The sequence below is a fragment of the Cupriavidus oxalaticus genome (assembly GCF_016894385.1).
In the GTDB taxonomy this organism is placed as follows: Bacteria; Pseudomonadota; Gammaproteobacteria; order Burkholderiales; family Burkholderiaceae; genus Cupriavidus; species Cupriavidus oxalaticus.
Genome location: NZ_CP069812.1, coordinates 3,025,254 through 3,043,209, shown reverse-complemented (window position 1 = coordinate 3,043,209; position 17,956 = coordinate 3,025,254). Strand labels below are relative to the sequence as shown.

18 protein-coding genes and 1 other RNA gene are annotated in these 17,956 nt (G+C 68.8%); 12 read left to right on the top strand and 7 right to left on the bottom strand.

The window, feature by feature from the left end; genetic code table 11:
* The first annotated feature begins 60 nt into the window (after positions 1-60).
* From JTE92_RS26445 to JTE92_RS26425, 5 genes are all read left to right on the top strand, one after another.
* Entirely contained in the window at positions 61-768 is a 708-nt protein-coding gene (locus tag JTE92_RS26445) for a GntR family transcriptional regulator (RefSeq protein ID WP_063240139.1), read from the top strand.
* A 90-nt stretch (positions 769-858) separates the two neighbouring features.
* Complete coding sequence (locus JTE92_RS26440) at positions 859-2,352, top strand: malonyl-CoA decarboxylase domain-containing protein (RefSeq protein ID WP_063240138.1); 1,494 nt, start codon at positions 859-861, stop codon at positions 2,350-2,352.
* A 151-nt stretch (positions 2,353-2,503) separates the two neighbouring features.
* A complete protein-coding gene (locus JTE92_RS26435; protein WP_063240137.1) occupies positions 2,504-3,517 on the top strand; it encodes a Bug family tripartite tricarboxylate transporter substrate binding protein in 1,014 nt (337 codons plus the stop codon).
* Between the two features lie 44 nt (positions 3,518-3,561).
* The gene (locus JTE92_RS26430) at positions 3,562-4,344 is read left to right on the top strand and encodes an enoyl-CoA hydratase/isomerase family protein (protein WP_063240136.1); all 783 of its coding nucleotides are present in this window, start codon (positions 3,562-3,564) and stop codon (positions 4,342-4,344) included.
* A 73-nt stretch (positions 4,345-4,417) separates the two neighbouring features.
* The gene (locus tag JTE92_RS26425) at positions 4,418-5,971 is read left to right on the top strand and encodes a malonate--CoA ligase (protein WP_063240135.1); all 1,554 of its coding nucleotides are present in this window, start codon (positions 4,418-4,420) and stop codon (positions 5,969-5,971) included.
* A gap of 254 nt (positions 5,972-6,225) precedes the next feature.
* On the opposite strand, the gene JTE92_RS26420 is transcribed toward JTE92_RS26425, so the two are convergent.
* The 6 genes from JTE92_RS26420 to JTE92_RS26395 all read right to left on the bottom strand — a co-directional run bounded on the left by JTE92_RS26420 (position 6,226) and on the right by JTE92_RS26395 (position 9,604).
* Positions 6,226-6,924, bottom strand: coding sequence for an SIMPL domain-containing protein (locus JTE92_RS26420; RefSeq protein ID WP_063240134.1), 699 nt, complete (start codon positions 6,922-6,924; stop codon positions 6,226-6,228).
* Positions 6,925-7,018: 94 nt separating this feature from the next.
* On the bottom strand, positions 7,019-7,843 hold the full coding sequence (locus JTE92_RS26415) for a sulfite exporter TauE/SafE family protein (protein ID WP_063240133.1): 825 nt from the start codon (positions 7,841-7,843) through the stop codon (positions 7,019-7,021).
* 11 nt (positions 7,844-7,854) lie between these two features.
* Complete coding sequence (locus JTE92_RS26410; protein WP_174544871.1) at positions 7,855-8,337, bottom strand: EVE domain-containing protein; 483 nt, start codon at positions 8,335-8,337, stop codon at positions 7,855-7,857.
* Positions 8,338-8,435: 98 nt separating this feature from the next.
* Positions 8,436-8,653, bottom strand: a non-coding RNA gene (gene ssrS / locus JTE92_RS26405) — 6S RNA.
* Between the two features lie 304 nt (positions 8,654-8,957).
* Positions 8,958-9,290 carry a cell division protein ZapA gene (locus tag JTE92_RS26400; protein WP_029046048.1) on the bottom strand — a complete coding sequence of 111 codons (333 nt, stop codon included), beginning with the start codon at positions 9,288-9,290 and terminating at the stop codon, positions 8,958-8,960.
* Entirely contained in the window at positions 9,287-9,604 is a 318-nt protein-coding gene (locus JTE92_RS26395; protein ID WP_063240132.1) for an MreC domain-containing protein, read from the bottom strand. Before JTE92_RS26395 ends, JTE92_RS26400 begins: the two co-directional genes overlap by 4 nt.
* Positions 9,605-10,185: 581 nt before the next feature.
* Between JTE92_RS26395 and JTE92_RS26390 the strand changes: the two genes are divergently transcribed.
* The 7 genes from JTE92_RS26390 to JTE92_RS26360 are packed head-to-tail and all read left to right on the top strand — an operon-like array spanning position 10,186 to position 17,041.
* Positions 10,186-12,093 (top strand): TonB-dependent receptor domain-containing protein, encoded by a 1,908-nt coding sequence (locus JTE92_RS26390; RefSeq protein ID WP_063240131.1) that lies wholly within the window; start codon positions 10,186-10,188, stop codon positions 12,091-12,093.
* Positions 12,094-12,108: 15 nt separating this feature from the next.
* Entirely contained in the window at positions 12,109-13,116 is a 1,008-nt protein-coding gene (locus tag JTE92_RS26385; protein ID WP_063240130.1) for a FecCD family ABC transporter permease, read from the top strand.
* The gene (locus JTE92_RS26380) at positions 13,113-13,961 is read left to right on the top strand and encodes an ABC transporter ATP-binding protein (RefSeq protein WP_063240129.1); all 849 of its coding nucleotides are present in this window, start codon (positions 13,113-13,115) and stop codon (positions 13,959-13,961) included. Before JTE92_RS26385 ends, JTE92_RS26380 begins: the two co-directional genes overlap by 4 nt.
* A complete protein-coding gene (gene cobO / locus JTE92_RS26375; protein WP_063240128.1) occupies positions 13,958-14,590 on the top strand; it encodes a cob(I)yrinic acid a,c-diamide adenosyltransferase in 633 nt (210 codons plus the stop codon). Before JTE92_RS26380 ends, cobO begins: the two co-directional genes overlap by 4 nt.
* Before the next feature lie 32 nt (positions 14,591-14,622).
* Complete coding sequence (cobT, locus tag JTE92_RS26370) at positions 14,623-15,663, top strand: nicotinate-nucleotide--dimethylbenzimidazole phosphoribosyltransferase (RefSeq protein WP_063240127.1); 1,041 nt, start codon at positions 14,623-14,625, stop codon at positions 15,661-15,663.
* Positions 15,660-16,475 carry an adenosylcobinamide-GDP ribazoletransferase gene (locus JTE92_RS26365; protein ID WP_063240126.1) on the top strand — a complete coding sequence of 272 codons (816 nt, stop codon included), beginning with the start codon at positions 15,660-15,662 and terminating at the stop codon, positions 16,473-16,475. Before cobT ends, JTE92_RS26365 begins: the two co-directional genes overlap by 4 nt.
* A complete protein-coding gene (locus tag JTE92_RS26360) occupies positions 16,460-17,041 on the top strand; it encodes a histidine phosphatase family protein (protein WP_063240125.1) in 582 nt (193 codons plus the stop codon). The genes JTE92_RS26365 and JTE92_RS26360 overlap by 16 nt, the downstream gene beginning before the upstream one ends.
* Here JTE92_RS26360 and JTE92_RS26355 read toward each other — a convergent pair whose 3' ends face one another.
* Positions 17,042-17,956: a cobalamin-binding protein gene (locus JTE92_RS26355; protein ID WP_063240124.1), complete on the bottom strand. Its 915-nt coding sequence runs from the start codon at positions 17,954-17,956 to the stop codon at positions 17,042-17,044.

Here is a 17,956-nt window from a genome sequence, read left to right as displayed (position 1 = left end):
TGAATTATGGCGGCCGCGACGCATGATTGCGGCCACGGATTCCTCAAACCGGGGGTGGCAATGCGCATCGTCCAGCAGGCGCTGTACCTCGAAGTCGCAGACCGGCTGCGCGCCATGATCGATGCCCATACGCTGACGCCCGGCGCCTGGATCGACGAAAGCGCGATGGCCGAGTCGCTCGGCATCTCGCGCACGCCGCTGCGCGAAGCGCTGAAGGTGCTGGCTGCCGAAGGGCTGGTCCGGCTCGAGCCGCGCCGCGGCTGCTTTGTCAATAAATTGTCCGAGCAGGACCTGGACGAGATCTTCCCGCTGATGGCGCTGCTCGAGGGCCGCTGCGCCTACGAGGCCGCGCGCAACGCCACGCGTGCCGACCTGGACGCGCTGGACGGCCTGCACGCCGACCTGGCCCGCTACGCGCAGGCCGGCGATATCGACGCCTACTACGAGACCAACGCGCAGATCCATGAGGCGATCCAGCGCCTGGCCGGCAACCGCTGGCTGTCGGGGCTGATCAGCGATCTGCGCAAGGTGCTGCGGTTGTCGCGCCACAAGAGCCTGAAGCTGCCGGGCCGCATCCACGAGTCCTGCGCCGAGCACCTGTCGGTGTTCGCCGCGCTCAAGGCGCGCGACCCGGAAGGCGCCGAGGCGATGATGAAGACCCATCTGCTGCGCCAGCGCGCGGCACTGCAGGCGCTGGACAACGCCGCCGGCGCGGCGCAGCCGACCCGGGCGCCGCCGGCGCTGCGCGTGGCCAGCGGCGACGACTAGCCGCCCGCGCCCCACGCTCCACGCTCCACGCTCCACGCCGCAGCATGGCAAGTCCTCCACGTTCCGATCGATGCACAAGGCAGGTACCGCATGAACTCCTTCGACACGGGTGACCAGAAAATCAGCGCGCCGCTGGGCGAGAGCGAGCCGGCCGGCAGTAATTTCCTGTCGCGGCTGGGCCGCTGGTGGGGCCGCAAAGGCGAGGCCGAGGCCGCGGCCAGGGCCGCCAACGGGGTGGCGCATGCCGACGGCGAGGTGCCGCTGGCACCGCGCGTGGCGCGGCGCCAGCGCGAGCAGTTGCGGCTGTGCTTCGATGCCCGCCTGACCGACGGTGCCGCCAATGCCGCCGCGCAGGCATGGCAGGCAGAGTACGAGGCCGCGGGCGAGGCCACCCGGCGTGCGATGCTGGAGTTGCTTGCGGAGGTTGCCGGCAGCAGCGGCGAAAAAGCCGCCAACGCCAACGCCAAAGGCGAGGGCAAGGGTGACGCTAAGGGTGACCCGAAGCCCGACAGCAAGGGCGGCCATTCCGGGCTGACCCACGCCCTGTCCAGCGCCCGTATCCGCTTCTTCAAGCGCTTGGCAGCGCTCCACGGCCAGCGCGGCAGCAGCGCCTGCGGCCTGCACTTCCTGATCCAGCTGCGGGCCGACATGCTGCGCTGGCAGCGCCGGGTGCCGGGGCTGCGCGTGCTCGACGACGACCTCGAGGCGCTGTTCTCCAACTGGTTCGACGTGGGCCTGCTGGAACTGCAGCCGATCACCTGGGACTCGCCCGCCTCGCTGCTGGAGAAGCTGATCCGCTACGAGGCCGTGCACGAGATCGCCTCGTGGACCGACCTGCGCAACCGGCTCGACTCCGACCGCCGCTGCTACGCCTTCTTCCATCCGCGCATCCCGCGCGAGCCGCTGATCTTTGTCGAGGTAGCGTTCGTTCCCGAGATGGCCGCCAATGTCCAGACATTGCTCGACGAGGCCGCGCCGCTGGAAGATCTGCGCCGCGTGAAGTGGGCCATCTTCTATTCGATCAGCAACACGCAACCCGGCCTGCGCGGCGTCAGCTTCGGCAATTTCCTGCTCAAGCGCGTGATCGAGGAACTGCAGCGCGAATTCCCCAAGGTCACGCAGTTCGCCACGCTGTCGCCGATCCCCGGGTTTGCCGACTGGCTGCGCAGGCAGGACGCCGATGCGGTGTCGCGTGCGCTCGGCGACAAGCGCCTGGCGCGCTGGCGCGAGCGCCACGGCGAGGCGCCGGCGGACGGGGCGGGCTGGCTGGCAGCACTGTCGCCCGACGCGCCTGCCGAGGCCGATCCGCTGACACGCGATACCGCGATGGCGCTGGCCGCGCATTACCTCGTGCGCGAGCGCCACCAGGCGCTGCCGGCGGACCCGGTGGCACGCTTCCACCTGGGCAACGGCGCCTGTGTCGAGCGGCTCAACTGGGCCGCCGACCTGTCGCGAAAAGGCCGAAGCCAGAGCTGCGGCATGATGGTGAATTACCTTTACGTACCCGAGGCGCTGGACGACAATCTGGCACGCCTGAGTGCAGGCAACCCGCGCATCGGCCGTAGCGTCGGGAAGCTGCTGTGACCCTGGTCAGGTCACGGGATTGCCCTCGCATCCGTGGCGCCACGCGCGCCGCGTTTTCTTGTCGGGACCATTGCAACAAGCCCATGCCGCGGCGCATGCTCGCGGCAATCTAATCGACTTTCCGAAGAAAAGAGAGAGAGGAGACAGCAAGATGAATCGTCGTCAGTTCAGCCTGGCCGCGTGCGCGCGGGCAGCAGGCATGGCTCTGGGCGTGGCCGGCATCGGTGCCGCCACGCTGTTCGCGGCACCCGCGGCCCATGCCGATACCTGGCCGTCCAAGCCCGTCACCGTGATCGTGCCGTTCCCGGCCGGCGGTGGCACCGACGCCTTCGCGCGGCCGCTGACCGCGCAGCTGTCCAAGCAGCTGGGCAAGCAGTTCGTGATCGACAACCGCGGCGGCGCCGGCGGCACGGTCGGGGCCAGCATCGCGGCCAAGGCCGCGCCGGACGGCTACACCGTGTTCATCGGCGGTGCGCACCATGCCATCGCCCCGTCGTTCTACAAGAAGCTCGACTACGACATCGAGAAGGATTTCATCCCGGTCACCGTCATCGCCCAGCCGCCGCAGGTGGTGGTGGTCAACCCCACCCGCGTGCAGGCCAACACGCTGCAGGAACTGATCGCCTACGCCAGCAAGAACCCGGGCAAGCTCAACTATGGCTCGGCCGGCAATGGCTCGTCGCACCACCTGGCGGGCGAGCTGTTCAAGATCCAGACCAAGACCTTTATCACGCATATCCCGTACAAGGGTGCCGGCCCGGCGCTGTCCGACCTGATCGCGGGCCAGGTCGACCTGATGTTCGATGGCCTGGGCTCGTCGGCGCAGCATATCCGCGCGGGCCGCATCAAGGCGCTGGCGGTGGCTTCCAGCAAGCGCTCGCCGGCCTTCCCCAATGTGCCGACCGCGGCCGAGGCCGGGGTGCCGAACTACGAGGTCTCGACCTGGTATGCGATGTGGATGCCCAAGGGTACGCCCAAGGAGATCGTCGACCGCCTGTACGCCGAGACCCAGAAGGCGCTGAACACCCCGGAAATGAAGCAGGTCTGGCTCAACAACGGCTCCGAGACGCCAGCCTTCACGCAGGAGCAGTTCGCGCAGTTCCAGCATGCCGAGATCCGCCGCTGGGCGCAGGTGGTGCAGCAGTCCGGCGCCAGGATGGACTGACGGAGCGACCAGGCCATGCTGATCCGATGCAACGGGGCGCCGCGATGAGCGGCACCGTCTTCCTTGCCACGCAGGGCACCACGGCGACCGTGACGCTGTCGCACGCCGGCAAGCTCAATGCCATTTCCGCGCAGATGTGGCGCGAGCTGGCCGCGGGCTTCACCCGGCTGGCTGCCGATCCTGCGCTGCGCTGCGTGGTGGTGCGCGGCGCCGACGGCAACTTTGCCGCCGGCGCCGACATCGCCGAGTTTCCCCACGAACGCGGCGACGAGGCGGCGGTGCGGCACTACCACATGGCCACCATCGCGCCCGCGCTGGCCGCCGTGGCGCAATGCCCGCACCCGACCGTGGCGATGATCGAGGGCGTATGCGTAGGCGGCGGCCTGGAGATTGCGTGCCATTGCGACCTGCGCATCGCCGCCTCGGACAGCCGCTTCGGGGTGCCGATCAACCGGCTCGGTTTCCCGATGGCGCCGGGGGAGCTGCAAGGCCTGCTGACGCTGGCCGGGCGCGCCGCCACGCTCGAGATCCTGCTGGAAGGCCGCGTCTTCGACGCCGCCGAGGCGCGTGCCAAGGGGTTGCTGACGCGCGTGGTCGAGCCGGGTGCGCTGGCCGCCGAAGTCGACGCCGCGGTGCGCCGCATCACCGCCGGCGCACCCGCCGCGGCGCGCATCAACAAGGCCACCATCCACCGCCTGGCGCCGATCCCGGCACCCCTGTCGCCGGCCGAGCTCGACGCGCATTTCGCCTATGCGGAGGGCGCCGACCATGCCGAGGGCGTGGCCGCCTTCCTGGCGCGCCGGCCGCCGCAGTTCCGGGGAGAATAGCGTCGCCGATCCTGTCCCGTCCTGAATCCAGCGTTTCCGATATCCGTTCCCAGCCTTTCGTTCGATCCACGCCATGAACGCCAACCTGTTCGCCCTGTTCGCATCCCGCTTTCCCGCCGACCGCACCGCCTGCTGCATCGAGACCCATGACGGCCTGTACTACAGCTGGGACGACCTCGACCGCGCCACCGCCAAGCTGGCCAACCTGCTGGCCTCGCTGAAGCTGCCCGACGGCGCGCGCGTGGCCGTGCAGGTCGAGAAGTCGCCCGAGGCGCTGTTCCTGTACCTGGCCACGCTGCGCGCGGGCTATGTCTACCTGCCGCTGAACACCGCCTACCAGGAGGCGGAGATCGACTACTTCGTCGGCAACGCCGAGCCGTCGGTGGTGGTGTGCAGCAGCAAGAATTTCGGCTGGGTCTCCAAGGTGGCATTCCGCCACGGCGTCAACCACGTCTTTACGCTGGACGATGACCGCAGCGGCTCGCTGCTGGCGCGCGCCGCCGGCAAGGACGACACGTTTGCCACGGCCGAGCGCCAGGACGATGACCTTGCGGCCATCCTCTACACCTCCGGCACCACCGGCCGCAGCAAGGGCGCGATGCTGACGCACCGCAACCTGGCGTCCAACGCGCAGACGCTGCACGAATACTGGGGCTGGCGCAGCGACGACGTGCTGCTGCACATGCTGCCGATCTTCCACGTGCACGGCCTGTTCGTAGCCTCGCACGGCGCGCTGCTGGCCGGCGCCAAGATGATCTGGGCGCCCAGGCTCGACATGGCGCAGGTGCTGAAATTCCTGCCGCGCTCGACCGTGATGATGGGCGTGCCGACCTACTACGTGCGCATGCTGCAGGAGCCGCGCTTCGACGACGACACCTGCCGCCGCATGCGGCTGTTCGTGTCGGGCTCGGCGCCGCTGCTGCTGGAAACCTTCGACGCCTTCCGCGAGCGCACCGGCCACACCATCCTCGAGCGCTACGGCATGAGCGAGACGGTGATGCTGGTGTCCAACCCGTATGACTCCGCGCTGGGCGAGCGTATCGGCGGCACCGTCGGCATGCCGCTGCCGGGCGTGTCGGTGCGCGTGGTCGATGGCGAAGGCAAGTCCTGCGCGCCGGGCGAGATCGGCAATGTCGAGGTGAAGGGCCCCAACGTGTTCCATGGCTACTGGCGCATGCCGGAAAAAACGAAGGAAGAGTTCACCGCGGACGGCTGGTTCAAGACCGGCGACGTCGGCCGCTTCGGCGGCGCCGTCGCCAGCCAGGCGGGCGAGCGCCAGGTGCCGGACAGCTACCTGACCATCGTCGGCCGCAGCAAGGACCTGATCATCTCGGGCGGCTACAACGTCTACCCGAAGGAAATCGAAAGCTTTATCGACGAGATGCCGGGCGTGGCCGAGAGCGCGGTGATCGGCGTGCCGCACGCGGACTTCGGTGAGGCGGTGGTGGCGGTGGTGGTGAAGAAGCCGGGCGCGCAGATCGATGAATCGGAGATGATCGGTACGCTGAAGGGACGCATCGCCAACTTCAAGGTGCCCAAGCGCGTGCACGTGGTGGAAGAGCTGCCGCGCAATACGATGGGGAAAGTGCAGAAGAACGTGTTGCGTCAGCAGTTTGCGGCGCTGTGACGGGCTTTTCGTACGCTTGCCGTGCCGAGGGTTTGCTCCCCTCTCCCGCGTGCGGGAGAGGGGCCGGGGGTGAGGGCAGGAGGGTCAAAGGCTGACGCCGGTGGGTTAAAACCGAAGGCCTTGCTTGATGTGGCACCCAGCTAATCCACCCCTCACCCCAACTCTCTCCCCGTGAGGGGAGAGGGAGAACACCTTGCTTGGGCCAGCTCTGGCGGCTTGGGAGCACCCAAAACCGTCGGCCCTATTGTGGATGATCACTTCAGCATCTGCACCGACCCGTTCACCGATACCGTCACCTGCGTCTTGCCGCCTTCCACCGGCACCGGCACCGCGGCATCGGCCATCATCGCCTTGGCTGCGCCGTACATGCGCGGCATCGGCGGCACCACGCCGCTTTCGCTCACATTGACTTCCCGGATGGTGTAGCTGCTGTACCCAAACAGCTTGGTGGTCGACTGCGCCTTGTTGCGGAACGACGCAACGGCCTGTTCGGCCAGCTTGGCCTCGGCCGCTTCGCGCGCTTCACGCGACAGCGAGAAGGCGATGTTCTGCACCTGCATCTGGCTGGCCAGCTCGCCCGCCAGCTTCGATACCGCGGAGAAATCGCGCGACTTCAGGATGACCTCGGAACGCCCGCGCCACGTGCTGATGCGGCCGTTGCGGTCGGTGCTCGGGTGGATGGTGAAGCCGCCCGATTCCGCGGTCACGCCCTGCGTGCGCTTGGCCTGTGCCAGCACGGCCTGGGTGCGCGTGGACAGTGCCGTCGAGATCGCCGCGGGCTCCGCGCCTTCCTGTTCGGCGGCGAGCGTCAGGTGCACGATGTCGGTCGGCACTTCGCTTGCGGCCTGTGCCGACAGCGACAGCACGCCGGACGGCGTCTCGGTCGGCCCGCCATGCGCCGAAGCGACGATGGCGGTGGTACCCAGCAGGGTGGCGGCAAGCCATTGTTTCATCTTGTTCTCCCGAAAAAACGTAATGGCTGTCAGACGGAACCGGCGCCTGAAACGTTCCGCGAGATTGCAAACGAATGTTGCGGACCCGGTGCCGTCAGAACGCCTGCCAGGCCTTCCACAGCATGTAGGACGCCAGGCACAGCAGCAGCACGGCAAAGGCCCTGCGCAGCTGCCCGACATCCATCCGGTGCGCGGTGCGCGCCCCCAGCGGCGCGGTCAGCATGCTGGCCGCGACAATGACGAGCAGCGCCGGCAGGTAGATGTAGCCGACCGATCCCGACGGCAGTCCCGGCATCTGCCAGCCGCTCCAGACATAGCCCGCCACGCTGGCGGCAGCGATCGGGAAGCCCAGTGCCGCCGACGTTGCCACGGCGTTGTGGATCGGCACGTTGCACCAGGTCATGAACGGTACCGAGACAAAGGCGCCGCCCGCGCCGACCAGGCTCGACAGGAACCCGATCACGCCGCCCGTGCCCAGCATGCCCGCCGCGCCCGGCAGTTGCCGGCTCGGGACGGGGCGGCGGCTGCGCAGCATCTGCAGCGCGGAAAACCCGACAAACACGGCAAAGGCAAGCGACAGCCAGCTGGTCTTGAGCGCGGCAAAGACCTTGCCGCCCCCGACCATGCCGCCGAGCACGATGCCCGGTGCCAGCGCCAGCACCACCGGCCAGCGCACCGCGCCGCGCTGGTGGTGCGCGCGTACCGACGACAGCGACGTGAACAGGATGGTGCCCATCGAGGTGGCGATCGCCATATGGACGATGGCTTCCGTGGGAAAGCCCAGCGCCGTGAACAGCAGCGTCAGGAACGGCACCATCATCATGCCGCCGCCGACGCCGAGCAGCCCGGCGCAGAAGCCGGTAAAGGCGCCGAGGGCCAGCAGCGCAGGGACCAGCACCGGCAGGGTAGCAAGCTGCATAGGTTCAGGCCTCAGCGCATCAGCTTGCCGGTAATGAAGCGCCATTCCGCCGGCGTGACCGGCGTGATCGAGAGCCGGTTGCCACGGCGCAGCACCACCATGTCGGCCAGTTCCTCATGCTCGCGCAGCGCGGCCAGCGGAATCAGCGTGCTCTTGCGTTCGTAGCGCACGTCGACCAGCAGCCAGCGCGGCGCATCGGGCTTCGACGCGGCGTCGTAGTACGGGCTCCTGGCATCGAACTGGGTCGGGTCGGGGTAGGGCGTGGAGCAGACCTCGGCCAGGCCGGCAATGCCGGGCTCGGGGCACGACGAGTGGTAGAACAGCACGCCGTCGCCGATCTGCATGGTGTCGCGCATGAAGTTGCGTGCCTGGTAGTTGCGCACGCCGGTCCAGGGCAACGTTCCCTCGCGGGCGAGGTCGTCGATGCTGGCCTCGTCCGGTTCCGATTTCATCAGCCAGTACTGGCGGGCGCGTTTGTTCTGGTTCGGGCTCACGGCGCGGCTCGTGGATGAAGGGGGCGGGGTGCGCGGGCGTGGCCACGCGCGTGCGCAAAGAAAAAAGGCGATGGTTCAGAAAACCACCGCCTTTTTAGGGGGTCCCCGCCTCGGCCGCTGGGTCGGCATCCTGAACCCAAGTGAGGTTCAGAGTGGCTGCGGAAGTCGCATTTCGGGTACATCATCCACTCAGGGAGTCCAAGCCAGGCCCGGACTATGAATGCGACGACGCGCTCGCCCACGCGACATGATCCCGCACCATGCAATGCATATCGGTTCAAGGAGTTTATGACCCTCACGAACCAGGCAGGGAAACTGTCAAACGTCTGACGCTACAACCGCTTCGACCGGCCGGGTAGATGACCTGCCTGCGGGATGTCAGACGTTTGCCGTTTCTAACTAGGATGGGATGAAAACGGCGGCCGGGCGCGATAACCTGACCAGTTGGCTGCACTTCTGTAGTGCCTCGTGCAGTCTGGCTACACTATACACCGCGTCGCAGGCCTTACCAAGTCCACACGCGCGTATCGTTACATTTTGCGCGACAGCGCGGCATCCGCTGCACATCCCTCCATTTTCACGGTATATGGGGCTGCCTGGGCGGGCCTCAAGCGGCCCGCTCAGCCCCGCGTGCCGGTACCCACGTGCGCGTATTGCCGCAACGCTTCGTCGGCGCGTTCGTTCAGTTCGCGGATGCGCGCGTGGATGGCCTCGACCGGGATCGTGCCCTCGGCCTGCTGCTTGCGCTGCAGGGCCAGCAGATCGGACGCGATCGAAATGGCGGCCATCACCGCCACGCGCTCGACGCCCTTGGCAGCGATGCCGTTGCGCAGCTTGTTCATCTGCGTGTCGACCAGTGCCACGGCCTCGAGCAGCGCGGCCTCGTTCTCGGGCGCGATGGCAAAGCGGTACGGCTGGCCGGCGATGTTGACTTCGACTTGCTTGTTGCTCATGCGTGTTCTCCGGAGGCCTTGTGCGGCTCAGCGCCTGCCGCGGCGCCCTCGCCCAGCAGGTCGAGCTGGCGCGTGTCGCTGGCCGTCGGCAGCTTGTCAAGGATGGACTGGATGCGCAGCTGCGCTTCCTCGATCTTGATGTTGAGCAACTCGCGGTCGGCTGCCATGGCCTCGCGCTCGCTGCGCAACTGCGCGGCTTCACCCTCCAGCCGGGCGATCTCGTCGCGCAGCCGCTGGTTTTCCGCCGCCAGGGTGTCCGCATGGTGCAGCACGCGCCCGATCTTCGCGGCCAGTTGTTCGAGTTCGTTGAGCATAGGGCCTGTCATGATGGGATAAAGGTCAGGTAACGCGATTCTAGCCGATGCGCCGCCGCGCACAATGCGAAGGAAAGCGTTTGTGACCGGGGACCTGCACGGAAGTTGCAGTCTTCTGCACCCAAAACCCCCGCAGAGTTGTGACAAAACACTACGGGCGCCGCGTTGACGCGGGTTGCGAAACTCCCTACACTCGCGCACGTTCCAGGTGCTCGCCCTTTTCGTCCCTGGCGAAAGGGCAGTTCAACGGGAAACAGGGAGCCTTGCCGGCCGCGCGCCGGACGGGCCAACCTGTGCTGCCCCCGCAACGGTAAGCGACCGCGTGCGCATCCGCCAGTGTCAGCCACTTCCGCAGCCAGCCTGCCGGAAGGGCCGCCGGCAACGACCGGGATCCGATCCCGGCCACATGTCCACGCAGGACCGGCCACACGCCACTGAACCTCGGGTTCGGGAAGGCGCCGGTTCCGAGTCGCCAGCCCGGATACCGGCCTGAACGCGGGCTGCCGCCCGTGCGCGGCACGCCTCATCGCCATATGGTCCGCGGGGGAACGGGCCCGGCCGTTCCTACCCAGTCCTGCATCATGCGTTCATCGCTCCACAGGTCGACCCGCCCGGCAGCCCCGGCGGTGCGTCCGCTCGTACCCGCAACCTCGTCTGCGATTGCGGCAGCCCTTGCCTCGTTCACCCTGGTTCCGGCCACCTCGTTCGCGCAAGCCGCCGACAGCGGCAGCGCCCAACAGCTGGCCCCGGTGGTGGTGACTTCCACCCGCACCGCGCAATCCATTACCGAGGCGCTGCCGCACACGACGGTGGTGACGCAGGAAGATATCGTCAATTCGCAGGCGCCCGACCTGCGCACGCTGCTGCGCAACCAGGCCGGCGTGGAGCTCACGGCCAACGGTGGCATGGGCACCAACACCTCGCTGTTCATGCGCGGCGCCAACTCCAACCAGACGCTGATCCTGATCGACGGCGTGCGCGTGTCGGCCGTCAGCAGCGGCACCGCGCAGCTCGCCAACATCCTGCCCGACCAGATCGACCGGATCGAAGTGGTGCGCGGCAACGTGTCGGCGCTGTACGGCTCGGACGCGATCGGCGGCGTGGTGCAGATCTTTACCAAGAGCGGCGCGGGCCAGGCGCCGGCGGCCAATGCGTCGGTGGAGTACGGCAGCAACAATACGCGCCAGGGCACGGTGGGCTACGGCGGGCAGGTAGGCGATACCTCGTTCAACCTGACCGGTTCGGCGTTCAAGACCGATGGCTTCTCGTCGATCAATACGCAGCAGGCGCCGCGCGCCAACCCCAACGACAACCCGTACGAGAACCAGAGCGTGTCGGGCCAGGTGAAGCACCGCTTCACGCCCGACTGGGATGCGGGCTTCAGCGGCTACTACTCGAAGAGCAAGCTGTCGTTCGACAGCGCCTTCGGCCGGCCGACCGACGACAACCGCACCAACAGCGAGCTGTACGCGCTGTCGGCCTTTGTCAACGGCAAGGTCGGCGCCGACTGGACCACGCACTTCAAGCTGTCGCAGAGCGCGGACAACAGCGACACCTTCCTCAACGGGCGCCCCAACGGCACCTTCAATACCCGCAACCGCCAGTTCAACTGGCAGAACGAGTATGCGGTCGCCGCGGGCCACACGCTGCTGTTCGGCACCGACTACCTGCAGCAGGAGCTGGTGTCGAGTTCCTACGGCGCGCCCACGCGCAACGTGTTCTCGGTGTTCGGCGGCTACGACGGGCGCATCGGCAAGCACCAGCTGCAGCTCAACGCGCGCAACGACCACTATTCCGACTTCGGCAACCAGGGCAGCTTCTTCGCCGGCTACGGCTATAACGTGACCGATGCGTTCAAGCTGATCGCCAGCGTCAGCAACGCCTTCCGCGCGCCGACCTTCAACGAGCTGTACTTCCCCAACTTCGGCCAGCCCAACCTGCAGCCCGAGCGCGCCAGGTCGGTCGAGGCGGGCGTGCAGTACACCACGGCCCGCGCGGGCCTGCTGCGCGTGACCGCGTTCGAGACCCGCTACGACGACCTGATCGTATCGGCGCTGCAGCCCAGTGGCCTGTTCCTGGCGGAGAACGTCAACAAGGCCAAGGTGCAGGGCATCGAGGCGTCGTGGCGCGCCACCGTGTACGGCACCGACCTCGGCGCCAGCGTGACCTTCCAGAATCCGGTCGACGAGCAGAACAACACCCAGCTGCTGCGCCGCGCACGCCGCCATGCCGCGCTGGACGTGGGCCGCAACTTCGGCAACTGGCGCTTCGGCGGCGAATGGCTGGTATCGTCGTCGCGCATGGATGCCGGCTCGCGCCGCCTGGGCGGATACGGTATCGTCAACCTCAACGCCCGCTACAACATCGACAAGCAATGGTTCGTTGCCGCCCGCGTCGAAAACCTGTTCGACAAGGACTACCAGCTCGCCTACCCCTACAACACGCAGGGGCGCGCGGGCTTCATCACGCTGGGCTGGCGCCAGCGATGAGCGCACGGGCGCGCCATGTCTGAGTTCCGGCGCGCCCTGGCGTTGTGGCTGGCGCTCGCGCTGGCATCAGTCGTAGTCTTTGCGGCCTCGCTTGCACTGGGCAGCGTCTCGCTCGATATGCGCGAGCTGTGGCAGGCGCTCAGCGGCGCCGATACGGGCACCGCCGGCGCCATCGTGCGCGAGCTGCGCCTGCCGCGCGCGGCCGCGGCCTTTGCCTGCGGCGGGCTGCTGGCGCTGTCCGGTGCGCTGATGCAGGTGCTGCTGCGCAACCCGCTGGCCGAACCCTATGTGCTGGGCGTTTCCGGCGGTGCGTCGGTCGGTGCCTTGCTGGCGATGCTGGTGCTGGCCCCGTGGTGGGGCGTGCAGGCGGCCGCCGCGGTCGGCGCGCTGTGCTCGATGCTGCTGGTGGCAACGCTGGCGCGGCGCGACCTGCTGCACCCGCAGGTGCAGGGCGGCCATCGTGAAGCCGGTGCGCGCTTGCTGCTGACGGGCGTGATCCTCGCCGCAGGGTGGGGCGCGGTGATCACGCTGATCCTTGCCGTGGCACCGGAATCCCGGCTGCGCGGCATGCTGTTCTGGCTGACCGGCGACCTGGGCGGCACCGCCAGCTATGGCGGCGCGCTCGCCACGATGATCGTCGCGCTGCTGCTGGCCATGCCGATGGCGCGCGCGCTCAACGTGATGCTGCTGGGCGAGACCGTGGCGCAGTCGCTGGGCGTGCGCGTGGGCCGGGTGCGGCTGCTGACCTTCCTGCTGGCCTCGGTGTGCATCGCTGTCGCCATCACTACCGCCGGTTCGATCGGCTTTATCGGCCTGGTCGTGCCGCACCTGGTGCGGCTGGCGTGGGGCAACGACCAGCGCCTGCTGCTGCCGGCAGCGGTGCTGCTGGGCGGTGCGCTGCTGATGGCGGCCGACCTGGTCGCGCGCACCGTGATCGCCCCGGCACAGCTGCCGGTGGGCGTGATCACCGCGCTGCTGGGCGTGCCGACCTTCCTCTACCTGCTGCTGCGGAGGCCGCGATGAACGCGGGCGCCGACTGGTCGCAGCCGCTTGCGGCCTGCCCCGTGCTGGCGCTGCGCGATGTGCGGCTGCATAACGGCCAGCGCGTGCTGGTCGAGGGCCTGACGCTGGACATCGGCCCGGGCCAGCTATGGTGCATCGCCGGGCCCAACGGCGCCGGCAAGTCCACGCTGATGACCGCGCTGGCGGGCCTGCGCCACGTCGACGGCGGCAGCGTCGAGATCGACGGCAAGCCGGCGGCCCAGGTGGCGCCGTCGGCGCTGGCGCGCCAGCGCGCCTACCTGCCGCAGGCCGTGCACGATACGTTCTCGATGTCGGTGCTCGATGCGGTGCGCGTGGGCCGCCACCCGCACCTGTCCGGCTGGGGCTGGGCCGGGCGCGAGGATGACCGCGTGGTGCACGAGGCGATCCGCGCCATGGACATCGAGGCACTCGCCGCGCGCGATGTGCTGACGCTGTCCGGCGGCGAGCGGCAGCGCGCGTCGCTGGCCGCCGCGCTGGCGCAGCAGGCGCCGCTGCTGCTGCTCGACGAGCCGGTCTCGCACCTCGACCTGCGCCACCAGATCCTGGTGCTGGAGCAGCTTGCCGCGCTGGCCCGCGCCGGCCGCCACGCCGTGGTGGTGATCCTGCACGACCTGACGCTGGCGCTGCGCTATGCCACCCATGCCTTGCTGATGGCCGAAGACGGCACCGCGCTGCATGGCCCGGCGGCACAGGTACTGACTCCCGAGCATTGCTCGCGCGCGCTGCGAACCCGCATCGTCAGCGTCAGCGACGGCGTGCATACGGCACTGATTCCCGACGGTGCCACGGCGCCGCGACCTTTTACGCAAGACCCGAACCCATGACCGATTCCCACACTCCCGCCACCGATGACCCGGAGCGCGACGCGCGCCACAAGGCGCGCATGGTGCGCAAGAAAGAAGTGATCGACGCGAAGATCGCAGCCGCGCAGGACGAGCGCGGCGTGATCGTCATCACCACCGGCAACGGCAAGGGCAAGTCCAGCTCCGGCTTCGGCATGGTGGTGCGCGCGCTCGGGCACGGCATGCGTGCCGGCGTGGTCCAGTTCATCAAGGGCGCACAGCCGACCGGCGAAGAGATGTTCCTGCGCCGCTTTCCCGATGAATGCGCGTTCCACGTGATGGGCGAGGGCTACACCTGGGACACCCAGGACCGCGCGCGCGACGTGGCCAAGGCGGAGGCCGCGTGGGAAGTGGCGCGCGGCATGCTGCGCGACCCCGCCATCGGGCTGGTGCTGCTCGACGAACTCAACATCGCGCTCAAGCTGCACTATCTTGATGTGGACCAGGTCATCGCCGACCTGCGCGCGCGCCCGCCGATGCAGCACGTGGTCATCACCGGCCGCGGCGCACCGCCGGCGCTGGTGGAGGCGGCCGATACCGTCACCGACATGACGCCGGTCAAGCACGCCTTCCAGCAGGGCATCAAGGCGCAGCGCGGCGTGGAAATGTAGTCCCCGATCCAGACCACAAGAACCACAGCATCATGCAGTTTCCCGAAATCACTCCCCTCGACAACACGCTGCGCCCCGCGCTGCAGGCCGCCATCGACGACAAGACCAAGCCGCTCGGCGCGCTCGGCCGGCTCGAATCGCTGGCGCTGCAACTGGGGCTGATCCTCGGCACGCAGCGCCCCGTGCTGCAGCGGCCGACGGTGATCGTCTTTGCCGCCGACCACGGCGTGGCTGACGCGGGCGTCAGCGCCTATCCGGCCGAGGTCACCGCGCAGATGGTCAGGAATTTCCTGGCCGGCGGCGCGGCGATCAATGTGTTCTCGCGCCAGCACGGCATTGCGCTGGAAATCGTCGACGCCGGCGTGCGCGCGCCGCTGCCGGCGGCACCCGGGCTGGTCAACTGCCGCATCGCCGACGGCACCCGCAACTTCGCGCAGGAACCGGCGATGTCGCCGGAACAGGCCGCGGCGGCGATGACCGCCGGCATGGCGCGCGTGCTGCGCCATGCCCAGCAGGGCTGCAACGTGATCGGCTTCGGCGAGATGGGCATTGCCAATACTTCGGCCGCCGCGTGCCTGATGCAGCGGCTGACCGGGCTGCCGCTGGCGGACTGCATCGGCCGCGGCACCGGGCTCGACGATGCCGGGCTGGCACGCAAGCGCGAGGTGCTGGAAGGCGCGCTCACGCTGCACGCCGATGCGCAGGCGCCGCTGGACGTGCTGGCGACGTTCGGCGGCTTCGAGATCGCGATGATGGCCGGCGCCTTCCTTGCCGCCGCGGCCAGCCGCATGGTGATCCTGGTCGACGGCTTTATCGCCTCGGCCGCGCTGCTGGTGGCGCAGCGCATCGACCCCAGCGTGCTGCAGTACTGCGTGTTCACGCACTGCTCGCACGAGCGCGGCCACCGCGCGCTGCTGGACCACTTCGGCGCCGAGCCGCTGCTGGCGCTGGACCTGCGCTTGGGCGAGGGCACCGGCGCCGCGCTGGCGTGGCCGCTGCTCGCGTCCGCGGTCGCGTTCCTCAACGAGATGGCAACCTTCAGCGGCGCCGGCGTCAGCACGGCCTCGGCATGAGCGTGCCGTCCGACCCCGCGCCCACGCCCGCCGGCTTCGGTGGTGAGCTGCGCTATTTTTTTACAGCGCTGGGCTATTTCACGCGTGTGCCGCTGCCTGGCTGGCTGGCGCGATGGGTCGGATTCGAGCCGCATTACCTGCATGCCGCGGCGCGTTATTTCCCGCTGGTGGGCTTGCTGGTCGGCGGCGCCGGGGCGCTGGTCACGTGGGGCGCGCTGCAGTGGTGGCCGATCGGCGTGGCGGTGCTGCTGGGCATGGCGGCCACGTTGCTGCTGACCGGCGCCTTCCATGAGGACGGCCTGGCCGACTGCGTCGATGCCTTCGGCGGCGCATGGCAGCGCGAAGACGTGCTGCGCATCATGCACGACTCCCGCATCGGCGCGTTCGGCGCCATCGCGCTGGTGGTGGCGCTGCTGCTCAAGTGGCAACTGCTGGTGGCGATCGGCACGCAGCACGGTCCGGCGATATTGCTGGGGGTGCTGGTGGCAGCGCACGCCGCCAGCCGCACGATGGCGGTCAGCTACCTTGCCACGCTGCAATACGTGCGTCCGGAAGGCAAGGCAAAGCCGGTGGCGCAGCGGCTCGCCGGTGCAGGGCTGGGGTTCGCGCTGCTGTGCGGGGTGGTGCCGCTGTGGCTGGTATCGCCGTCTTTCTTCGCGGCTGCCGCAGTGGCGCTGCTCGTGTTGCGCGTGCTGCTCGGCCGCTACTTCGTGCGCCGCATCGGCGGCTATACCGGCGATTGCCTCGGCATGGCCCAGCAGTGCGCCGAGATCCTGATCTACCTGGTGGCATCGGCATGGACCTGGTCCTGATCCGCCATGCGCAGCCGGAGGTGGCCGCGGGCACTTGCTACGGCTGCCTCGACCTGCCGCTGGTGTCGCCACTGATGCCGGTTGCCGCACAGATCGTGGCGGGCCTGCCGGCGCCGGCGCGCATCGTCAGCAGCCCGCTGGCGCGTGCGCTCGGGACCGCGCAGGCGCTGGTGCAGACCTTGCCGGCCGGCGTGCCGGCCATCGCCACCGAACCGCTGTTGCGCGAGTTGGACTTCGGCAATTGGGAAGGTGTTGCGTGGGACGCGATCGACCGCGCCGCGCTGGACCAGTGGGCAGCGGACCTGCTGCATGCGCGCCCGCACGGCGGCGAGTCGCCGGCGCAGGCGATGGCGCGCGTGGCTGGCTGGGCCGATTCTCTCGATGTGCGCGACGATCGCTGCCTGTGGGTGGTCGGCCATGCGGGTCCGATGCGCATGCTGGCCGCGCACTGGCTCGGCGTGCCGCTGTCGGTGACGGTCAACTGGGCGCTGGGCTTCGGCGCGAGCTGTCGCTTCCGGCTGGGTGCGGATGGAGCGCGGCTCGAATGGTGGAACCGAGGCGGCTGATCAGCGCGCCGGGCGCCGGCTGCGCGCCACATCGAGGTCCTTGCAGATCTGTTCGATGCCTTGCACCACGCGCGGACCGGCGCGATTGACCAGGTCGCCGTCGATCACGAACAGGTTGTTGCGCGCCACCGCGGTGATTTGCTTCCAGCGCTGCCACATCGCGTAGTCGGGCAGCGGCTGGTCCGAGCGCGTGGCGCCCATGCCGGCGGTCAGCATCGCTTCCGGATTGCCCGCCACCACCGCCTCGACCGACACGGTCGGCACCAGCGGCGTCTCGGCCCCGAACAGATTGCGCCCGCCGCACAGCGCCAGCATGTCGCTGACCAGGTGCTGGCCGTTGAGCGTCATCAGCGGTTGCTGCCAGACCTGGTAGAACACGGTCACCGGAGGCCGCGTTGCGTAGGTCTTGCGCAGCGTCTCCACCTGCTGGCGGAAATTGTCGGCGGCGCGCCGCGCGGTCGCTTCCGTGCCCAGCAGCGTGCCCAGCTTCTCCACGTTTTCCGGGATCGATGCCAGCTTGCGCGGCTCGCTGTAGAACAGCGGCAGGCCGAGCGCGCGCAGGCGGTCGGTCTGCTTCTGCGCATTGCCATGGCGCCAGACCACGATCAGGTCGGGCTTGAGCGCGGCGATGCGCTCCAGGTCCAGCGCCTTGTTGTCGCCCACGCGCGGGATGGCGCGCGCCTGCGGCGGGTAGTCGCTGTAGTGGACCGTGCCGACGATGCGGTCGCCGCCGCCGGCGGCAAAGATCATCTCGGTCACGTGCGGCGCCAGCGAGACCACGCGGCGTGCCGGCTGGGCCAGCGTGATGGTCTGGCCGGCGTCGTCGACTACCGATACGGCGGCTTGTGCAGAGGGTACGGCAAGCAGGGCGGTGGCGGCCAGCGCCGGGGCAATGGCGAATTTCAAGGCGTGCAT